The sequence below is a fragment of the Candidatus Pelagibacter communis genome (assembly GCF_001180165.1).
Classification (GTDB): domain Bacteria; phylum Pseudomonadota; class Alphaproteobacteria; order Pelagibacterales; family Pelagibacteraceae; genus Pelagibacter; species Pelagibacter ubique_P.
The window spans coordinates 26427-36458 of the sequence record NZ_CVSQ01000021.1; the positions used below are offsets into that span (position 1 = coordinate 26427).

At 31.7% G+C, this 10032-nt stretch carries 9 protein-coding genes; 2 read left to right on the plus strand and 7 right to left on the minus strand.

Annotation, left to right across the window (positions count from 1 at the left end; genetic code table 11):
• Nucleotides 1–11 precede the first annotated feature (11 nt).
• Nucleotides 12–971, minus strand: coding sequence for an agmatinase (speB, locus tag AMN88_RS01615; protein WP_075536132.1), 960 nt, complete (start codon nt 969–971; stop codon nt 12–14).
• A gap of 53 nt (nt 972–1024) precedes the next feature.
• Here speB and AMN88_RS01620 point away from each other — a divergent pair, with 53 nt between their 5' ends.
• Nucleotides 1025–1753, plus strand: coding sequence for a putative zinc-binding metallopeptidase (locus AMN88_RS01620; RefSeq protein ID WP_075536133.1), 729 nt, complete (start codon nt 1025–1027; stop codon nt 1751–1753).
• Complete coding sequence (locus AMN88_RS01625) at nt 1750–2400, plus strand: peptidylprolyl isomerase (protein ID WP_075536134.1); 651 nt, start codon at nt 1750–1752, stop codon at nt 2398–2400. Before AMN88_RS01620 ends, AMN88_RS01625 begins: the two co-directional genes overlap by 4 nt.
• Here the strand turns inward: AMN88_RS01625 and AMN88_RS01630 are convergent.
• The 6 genes from AMN88_RS01630 to AMN88_RS01655 all read right to left on the minus strand — a co-directional run.
• Complete coding sequence (locus AMN88_RS01630; protein ID WP_075536135.1) at nt 2393–4615, minus strand: 3-hydroxyacyl-CoA dehydrogenase/enoyl-CoA hydratase family protein; 2223 nt, start codon at nt 4613–4615, stop codon at nt 2393–2395. The genes AMN88_RS01625 and AMN88_RS01630 overlap by 8 nt on opposite strands.
• Nucleotides 4616–4651: 36 nt before the next feature.
• Entirely contained in the window at nt 4652–5506 is an 855-nt protein-coding gene (locus AMN88_RS01635) for an ABC transporter permease (protein WP_075536136.1), read from the minus strand.
• A 2-nt stretch (nt 5507–5508) separates the two neighbouring features.
• Nucleotides 5509–6771, minus strand: a complete 1263-nt coding sequence (locus tag AMN88_RS01640; protein ID WP_075536137.1) for an ABC transporter permease — start codon at nt 6769–6771, stop codon at nt 5509–5511.
• Between the two features lie 69 nt (nt 6772–6840).
• The gene (locus AMN88_RS01645) at nt 6841–7959 is read right to left on the minus strand and encodes an extracellular solute-binding protein (RefSeq protein ID WP_075536138.1); all 1119 of its coding nucleotides are present in this window, start codon (nt 7957–7959) and stop codon (nt 6841–6843) included.
• Between the two features lie 127 nt (nt 7960–8086).
• Entirely contained in the window at nt 8087–9172 is a 1086-nt protein-coding gene (locus tag AMN88_RS01650; protein WP_075536139.1) for an ABC transporter ATP-binding protein, read from the minus strand.
• Nucleotides 9173–9217: 45 nt separating this feature from the next.
• Nucleotides 9218–10032 (minus strand): M24 family metallopeptidase (locus tag AMN88_RS01655; RefSeq protein WP_075536141.1); only part of this gene is annotated, 815 nt, incomplete at its 5' end.

The following is a 10032-nucleotide window of genomic DNA, read 5'->3' on the forward strand; positions in this document are numbered from 1 at the left end:
TTATCCTTTCTTTATGTTTTTGCAAATAAATTAGTTAATTCATAAACAATAGTTGCTGCTGCTAAAGAAGTTACTTCTGCATGATCATATGCTGGAGAAACCTCAACAACGTCTGCTGAAACTAAATTTAATCCAGACAAGCCTCTTAAAACATTTACCATTTCTCTTGTAGTCATCCCTGCAATTTCTGGTGTACCAGTACCTGGAGCAAATGCAGGGTCTAAAACATCAATATCAATTGATAAGTATAGAGGATTGTCTCCCACTCTTTTTCTAATTCTTTCTGCTATTTTATTGGTTCCTTCTGTTTGAAACTCATCACAATGAATTATTTTAAATCCAAAACTTTCATCATTTTTAATATCATCTCTACTATAAAGTGGTCCACGAATTCCAACATGCATAGAAGCATCATCTAAAAATAAACCTTCTTCTCTTGCTCTTCTGAATGGAGTTCCATGAGTATAAGGTGCACCAAAATATGTATCCCAAGTATCTAAGTGGGCATCAAAATGAACTAAAGATACAGGACCCTTATTTTTTTTATTGATTGCTCTTAACAGTGGAACTGCAATAGTATGATCTCCACCTAAACTTATAATTCCTCCAACCTTATTTAGTAAATCTGTTGCGCCTACTTCTATTTGGTTGATTGCTTCATCAATACTAAATGGATTGCAAGCAATATCACCAGCATCAGCTACTTGTTGGATTTTAAAAGGCTCAACATCATAATTAGGATGATAATTAGTTCTCAAATGTCTAGATGCTTGCCTGATGCTTTGTGGACCAAATCTTGCTCCGGGTCGATAACTTGTGCCAGCATCAAATGGAATTCCAACAATTGCAACGTCACAACTTTCCACATCTCTTAGTTCGGGAAGTCTTGCGAAAGTGCTTGGGCCAGCAAATCTTGGAACTTTAGTTCCACTAACTGGTTGAATTGGATTTTTGTTTCTTTCTTTTTTCATTTTTTAATAATCTAAGATAATATTATCTAATCTAATTCGTCTATAATAATTTAATGAAAATTTTATTTTTATTTATTCTTATTTTTCATATTTCGCATGTAAATGCTGATGAAATTTATAATCTGATAAAAATTCCTAATTTAGAAATTTATAAATTAAAAAACGACAATAATATTCGTTATTTAAGCGCTAAAGGTAATTTTAAAATTGGTGCAAATAAGAACATTACTTGTGACAAAGTTGATATAAATAATTTAAATACAAAATTTCCTTTAATTGAAAAAAATCTTAATCGATATAATTCTAATTTTCTTAATAAGATAAAATTAAAATATATTGTATTTTGTGAAAATTTATTCATCTCTGAAATTAATACTGGGGGAATACCTGATAATAAAAACAGAACCTTAATTTTAGATATTAATTTTAATAAAAAATATTTTGAAAGAATGATACACCATGAAATTTTTCATATGATTCAAAATACACACGTTGAACATTTTGATGAAGGTAAATTTTCATCTTTTAATCAAACATCATTTAATTATGCTGAATGTTCAACTTGTTCTGATAGATTAAACTTAGATCTATATGAAAAAACTGATGGTTTTTTAACAGAATATTCTAAATCTATCCCATCTGAAGATATGGCAGAAATTTTTTCATTTTTAATGACTGATAAAGAAACAATTGAAGATAAAATTAATAGTGACAAAATCCTAAATAACAAAGTGAATTTTATAAAATTAAACTTAGCTAAAATAGATAAAAATATTTTATGATTAAAACTATTAAAGCCTCAAAATCAGAAAAAATTTTATTTATATTTTTAATTAGTCTTTCAATTTTTGCTTTTACATCTTTTTTTTTATTAAAAAATAAATGTCTATTTGTTGGAAAAAATAATTTAAGTAAACTTAATTTTAATGAACCAAATAATATTGCAGTAATGAATGTTGAGTGTGGAAATGTAATAATTGAACTTTATCCAGATATTTCTCCAAAAGCGGTAGAAAGATTTAAAACTTTAATTGAACAAAAAATGTATGATGGTTCTGCTTTTTATAAAGTTTCAGAAAATACTTTTGTACAAGCTGGAGATATTGAGTATGGAAATATAAATAATTTAGATTATTCCAAAATTGGTAGCGGAAAGTCTGGATTAGGATTGTTAAAATCAGAACTGAGCGATGATTTTAAATTTACAGAGGGAAGTGTAGGTTTTGCTAGAGCAACAGAATTTGATACAGAAGATAGTGAATTCTTTATTACATTAAAAGAAATTCCAATTTATCAAGGTGAATATACTCCAATTGGTAAAGTAGTTTATGGTTTAGATATATTAACTAAAATTAAAACAGGTAATAAAGCAATTTATGTTTTAAGACCTGATTATATTAAAACCCTGAGAATGTTTAATTCTAATTAACCAAAGGTTTGCCAGTCGACAATGTGTGTTTAATTCTTTCTTGAGTTTGTTTTGTTTCTATCAATCTCATAAAAGAGTCTAGTTCTAATTTATAAAGATCATCCTCTGATAATACTTTTTCAATAGTTGTGTCTCCACCACTTAAAACGTTTGCAAGCTCAGTTCCAACATGCATACCATGATCTAAAATTACCTTTTCGTTGTATAATTTCTCTAAAACCTTAACCATTTTATCTTTCAACGGTTTTCCAGAAAGTTTGAAGTTACACTCTTCTGGAGGAACAAAATCATTATTTTGATCAATTAAATTTTTTGATTCCTCAAAAAGACTGTTTCTGTTCATTATTTTTTTGTCTTCTGGTCTTAAATATTTTAATGGCTCAGCCTCGATTGGAGATGTAGCTGTTTTAGCATAACCAATAATATCAAAAACTTTTAATGGTGCATAATCTGGGTCTGATTTTGCTTCTTCTGTTTGTGACCATCTCCACAACATTTCTTTACATCCCCCACCTGCTGGAACTAATCCAACAATAGTTTCAACTAATCCAATAACTAAATTTGTGTGTGAGGCAACAAAATTACTTTGGACTAAAACCTCAAAGCCTCCTCCGAGCGTAAGTCCAGAGGGAGCTGATACAACTGGGTACTTAGAGTATTTTAAGGTTTTGCATGTATCTTGAAAATACTTAATGAATTTTTCAATTGATTTAAAATCTCCTTTGTCAGCAAAATTCATAGTATAACTTAAATTTACACCTGCTGAAAATTGCATGCTTTCATTAATTATTATTAAGGGTTTGTCAGTTGCATTTTTCAGTGCATCCATTGAGTCATAATCTAATGCACAAGCTTTTGTTGTAAATTCAACAATATTAAAATCTTTAAATCGATGAATTTCAGCTGAATTATTTTTATCCAGTTTAATTGCTGATGGTCTTATTTTTCCTAAAGTTTGAATGTCTGTATAAATTTGTCTTTCTCCATAGAAATTTTCATCTTTTGATTTTGATAAATTTTCTAAAAATTTATTATTTTCAAAGTCATCGATTCTTTCAAAGAAATTCTTTATCCCTATAGATTTCAACATTTCAAAAGGACCCATTGCCCAATTAAAACCAAGTCTCATAGCTTCATCAATATCATTAAACTTATTGGTAATTCCTGGAACCAGTGAAGATGCATATTTAATTATTTTTGAAATTACAATCCAAGCATACTCACCATACTTATCTTTTCGATTAATTAAATTATTGATGTCAACAGTCTCAATTCTTAAATCTATTTTTTTTGTTGCTGAATACTCTCCTGTTTCTAAATTAATCGCTTCTAAAATTTTTTGATCTCCACTTTTATTCATTCTATAAAAGCCACCTTTTCCTTTACGACCGGTGTAGCCTGTCTCAATTAATTTTTTTACTAATGGAATTTCTTTTGCAACAATTTGAAATTCATCTTTATCTGAAAGTTCTTTTATAAAGCTTTTTAATACATCGGCCATCAAATCAATTCCAATCAGATCATACAATCCAAATACTCCTGTTTTAGGTATACCCATTGGTCTACCAAAAACTGCATCCGCTTCTTCTATTGAAAGTTTCATTTTGAATGCTTCCGTCATGGCAACCTGCATAGCATAAACACCAATTCTATTACCTAAAAACCCTGGAGTATCATTACAGATTATAGCTCCTTTACCAAGCTCAACTTCACAAAATTTCTTTAAAGAATTAATTTTATTTAAGTCGTTATTTTCGTTTTTAACAATTTCTAACAATCCCATGTATCTGACAGGATTAAAAAAGTGAGTGATACAAAAATCTTTTTTTTCTTCGTCATTTAGTTTTTCTGATAGAACTTTAATTGGAATTGATGATGTATTTGATGAAACTATTGCGCCTTTTTTTCTGTTCTTAAATATCTTTTCATAAATATTGTGTTTAATATCAATTCTTTCTACTACTGCCTCTACCACCCAATCTGCATCTTTTACTACGTCAAAATTTTCTTCAATATTTCCAACATTAATATTGTTAATTTTACTCTTATCTATTAGCAGAGGAGGTCTAGATTTATGAATTCTTTCTCTAGCTTTTTCGCTGATTTCAGTTGTTAAATCTAAAAGAGTAACTGGTACGTCTGCATTACATAAGTGGGCAGCTATCCCGCTACCCATTGTACCAGAACCAATAACTACAACTTTTTTAATTTCCATAGTAACTTCTATATATGAATAAATTATTTGGGTAAATTATCTATTTATTCCTCTTAATCTCTCAGATCTTCTTCTTAATAATTCGGCAGTTACAAGAATTAAAGTTGATAAAAGAATTAAACAGGTTGCTACTGCAAGAATTGTCGGGCTCAATTGTTCTCTTAAACCTGTCCACATTTGTATTGGAATAGTCGTATTTTCTAAACCTGCTAGGAATAACACCACCACAACTTCATCAAAAGATGTCACAAAAGCAAACAATCCTCCTGAAATTACACCGGGTAATATCAATGGAAGAGTTATCTTCATGAATGTATTTACTGGGTTACTACCTAAGCTTGCTGCGGCTCTTGTTACACTATGATCAAATCCAGAAAGTGTTGCGGTTACAGTAATTACAACAAATGGAGTCCCTAGTATTATATGAGCAAAAACTATTCCTGTGTGCGTTGCTGCTAAACCTACTTTTGCCATAAAGAAAAATATTGCAACACCTGATATAATTAATGGAACAATCATTGGAGAAATAAGAGTGGCCATTATAATTCCTTTGTAAGGCATGTGCCTACTACTCAATCCTAAAGCAGCCAAAGTACCTAAAATTATTGAACCAATGGTTGCAAATATTGCAATTATAAAACTATTTTTTGCAGCTAATCCCCATGGGTTTTTAGTTCCATAGACCATATCTTTGTACCATCTTAAAGAAAAAGCATCAGGATCAAGATTTTTCATTCCCTCAGAAAAAACTAAAAATTCTTCAGCGTTAAACGATAATGGAAATATTACAAATAGTGGTGCAATTAAAAAGAAAAACACAAATGCACAAATAGCTAGATAAACATAATGCCAAATTCTATAACGTGTTTCTGTATAACTTGGTAATGCCATATTTATCCTAATTTAATATTATCTACTCCAACTAATTTATTATAAATCCAATAAATAACTAAAACTCCAGTTAACAACATTAATCCCATTGCAGAAGCAAAACTCCAATCTAAAGTTTGTTTCATATGGAATGCAATTTGATTACTAATCAAAGTTCCTGATGCTCCACCTACTAATGCAGGAGTAATGTAATAACCAATTGCCAAAATAAATACTAACAGACATCCCGCTCCTATACCTGGAATAGTTAATGGGAAATAAACTTTCCAAAATGCAACGAAAGGGGTTCCTCCTAAAGATTTTCCTGCCCTCATTAAACTAGGCGAGATTGTTTTCATCACGCTATAAAGCGGAAGAACCATAAAAGGCAATAATATTTGTGTCATCGCCACATATGTTCCAACTTTATTGTACATCATTTCAGGCCTACTATCGTCTGCAACTAATCCTATCATGACAAAAAAGTCATTTACGACCCCTTGTTGTTGAAGCAAAATCATCCAACTTGCAGTTCTAACTAATAATGAAGTCCAAAATGGAAGAAGAACACAAATCATCAACAGATTTGAATACTTCATTGGTAATGTTGCGAGTAAATGAGCTATAGGATATCCCATTAAAAAACAAAACACTGTAACAAAAAATGCAATTTCAAGCGTTCTTAACCACAAAATTCTATGAATTCTTCTATCTTCTTCTACTTGGGCAATGCTTCCATCTGCAGCATAATACATATCCATACCTTTTAGATATTTAGCTAATGTATAAGGTGGTGCTGTTCTTTTTATAGCTTGCCAATACTCTACTTTACCCCAATTTTTATGGACCTTCATCATCTGTTCTTTGATGCTGGCACTTTCATCTATCTTTTTTCTTTTAATATTTCTAAACAATCTTTTAGTCGTTGAATTAAAACCATTTTTTTCTTTATTTAATCTTTGGCCAAGTTTTCCATGTTCTTGTTTCTCAACAAGAGCTTTATAATCATAATAAAAAGCAGAAAAAATTTCTTCAGGTGGCAATTCTTGTCCATCCCAACTTTCCATTTCCTTAAATGTTTTTGGAAGCATGTTGGTAATCATTTTGTCATCAATACTTCTTGTAAACATTTCTCCAATTGGAAATATATAAGTGATGACTAAAAATAATAATAAAGGGGCTACTAGAAGAAACGCTTTAATTTTATTCTTCCGTTCAGCTTTCTTCAAACTGACTTCTAATGGTATACCGTCAGTTGTTAAAATTTGTTTTGTTTCAGAGCTCATAAAAAAATAGGGCGGTTAATTAATAACCGCCCTAAATATATTATATAAATTCAGTGATTAAAACTGAAATTATAGACCTGCTTTGAAAGCTTCCCACTTCTCACCAATTTCTGTTCCATAGTCAGCCCAGAAGAATGGGTCAACTAAGAAATAGTTTTTAGTGTTAGCAGGAGCAGTTGGCATTTGAGGCATCATGTTAGTTTTGCCATCTTTGTACCATGGCTCACCAGCAGTGATTACATCAAGAGAAGATTTTCTCCATGGAGCGTATGCAATGTACTTCGCGCTACCAGCTAACATCTCAGTGTTAGTCATCATAGCTAAAGCTTTTTTAGCATTTGCTTCATCTGGACCACCCTTAACTAAAGCAAAGTATTCGTAATCAAGACCTTGACCATCCCATACTTGTTTAATTGGAGCACCTTCACCAACTTCAGCATTAAAGAATCTTCCGTTCCAACCAGTTGCCATAACAACTTCACCAGCAACTAGTAATTCAGGTGGTTGAGCACCTGCAGACCAGAATACACATCCGCCATTTGGATCTGTACATAATTTTTTAATTTTGTTTAACGCTCTGTCGATTCCACCGTCTTCTAGAAGTTTTCTATAAACTCTAGTTCCGCCGTCACCTAACTTCACGCCATCCGCAGCTAAAGCGATTTCTAAATTAGTTAAAGCACTTTTGTAGATTGCTCTTTTTCCTGGGAATTTTTTAGTGTTAAAGAAATCCTTAATTGTCTTAGGCTCTTTACCACCGAATGCTCTTGTATCAAAAGCATAGTTCCAAGAATATAAGATGTTACCTACAGCACATTCACTTGGCATGCTTGTGAAGAAGTCTTCACTTGCAGGAGTTCCATCTGGTGCAGCTGGGAAGTCTTTGTCAAAATCAAACTTAACAAATAAACCTTCATCACATCCATTAATAGTATCGAATGCAAATAAGTCTATGATATCCCAAGTTATAGCACCCGCTTCTTTTTGTGCTTTGATTTCTGATAAACCACCAGAATAGTCAACCCAGTTGATTTCTATTCCAAGTGCTTTAGCAGTAGGATCACCATACCCAAGCTTTTGTGACTCAGTATAAGCTCCACCCCATGATGCTACTGTAACAGCAAAGGCTGAAGAAGTTAGAGATACAACAAAAGAAAGAGCTAGTAATAATTTACTTAGTTTTTTCATTATTCCTCCGTTTAAACGTTGATATAAATTAATTTATATAAGTAAAAGTACAACAAATAGCTAAAGTGAAGTCAACAGCTGATTTGTCTTTAAAATGTATATTAGATATACATATTTTTAATTGAAATTATTTTGGATCTAATGCTCTAGCATCAGCACTATTCCACCCAATATTTATGTCTTGATTAACTTTTAATTCTAAATTGGATGTGCTGTTGGGAACTTTAAGAATGAACTCTGAGCTACCTAATAGATTTAATCTAACTCTTGTATGATCGCCATGATAAATTACTTCTTCAATCTTTCCGGTAAACATATTATCCATCTTGTCAGTTGGGTTTATTAATGCTCTTTCAGGTCTTAATGAGACTGTTGTTTTCTCACCTTTAGACTTAACAGAAATTGGGTTAGCTAATATTTCTGAATTTGCTAATTTTACTTTGCATTTATCTTTAGCGATATCAACCACCTCTCCATTAAAAGTGTTATTTTCCCCAATAAACTCAGCAACAAAAGAATTCACTGGCTTCTCATAAAGTTCGGCTGGATTTGAAAGTTGTTGAACCTTTCCATCATTAAATACTGCAATCCTATTTGACATAGTTAAAGCCTCACTTTGATCATGAGTTACATATACAACTGTCACACCGATGCTTTCATGAATATGTTTTATTTCATATTGCATGCTTTCTCTTAAATTTTTATCTAATGCTCCTAGAGGTTCATCCATTAATACAACTGCTGGATCAAATACTAGGGCTCTTGCAACTGCTACCCTCTGTTGTTGACCACCTGAAAGTTGAGCTGGCATCCTAGTTTCGAAACCACTTAATGAAACCATCGATAAAGCTTTATCAACTTTTTTATCTATTTCATCTTTTTCAACTTTTCTTACTCTTAATGGAAATGCTAAGTTTTCATAAACTGTCATATGTGGAAACAATGCATAGTTTTGGAAAACCATTCCGATCCCTCTTTTATGTGGAGGGATATTCGAAATTATATTTCCATCTAATAATATTTCACCGTGAGTTGGCGTTTCAAAACCAGCTAACATCATTAAACAAGTTGTCTTACCTGATCCAGATGGACCAAGCATTGTTATGAACTCACCTTCTGCAATATCTAATTGAAGATCTTTGACGACAAGAACTTTACCGTCATAACTTTTATCTACTTTATCGAATTTTACAAATTCTGGATTTTTAGACATAAAGGTGAATATAAAACATTTGTATAAATAGATTTCAATAGCTAATTAACTCTTAATATGAAGCTCTTTTGGAAAATTACAAAATAATTCCGATCCATTCTCTGTAACTCTAATAGCCTCTGATGCTTCAACTCCCCAATCTCCAAACTGCATTACTGCAATCATATGAAAACAAACATTGGGCTCAAGAACCGTCATGTCCCCTTTATAAATATTTAGTGTATGCTCACCCCAATCTGGAGGATAACCAATTCCAATCGAATAACCCGTTCTAGATTTTTTTTCTATTCCATATTTATCTAAAATTTTCCAAAAAGACTGAGCAACATCATCTGCTGTATTCCCAGGTTTAATTTGACTTATGCCAGCATTTAAAGCTTCAATTGTTTTGTTCATTGTATCAATCTTTAATTGATTGGGTTTTCCAAGCAGAACTGTTCTCGCCATTGGAGCATGATATCTCTTATAAACCCCAGATAATTCAATAATTGTAGCCTCACCCTCCACAAATTTATCTTGAGTTGCTGTTAAATGCGAAGCTGAAGTACCTTTCCCTGTTGGAAGTAATGTTGCAATACTAGAATATTCTCCTCCAAATTCTTCTGTTCCATAGAATAAAGTTTTTTGAATTTCACCTACTGCATCGCACTGTCTTACTCCTGGTTTAATAACCTCCATTGCAGTTTTCATTCCTTTTTCAGAAATTTTTGCAGCAGATTTCATGAAACCTATTTCAGCATTTGATTTTACTAATCTTACCCAATTAACTAGACGATCGCTATCTTTGATTTTTGCATTAGGTAATCCTTGCTTTATTTTTTCATAACAAAACGCAGTGAAGTAATGCGCATCCATTTCTA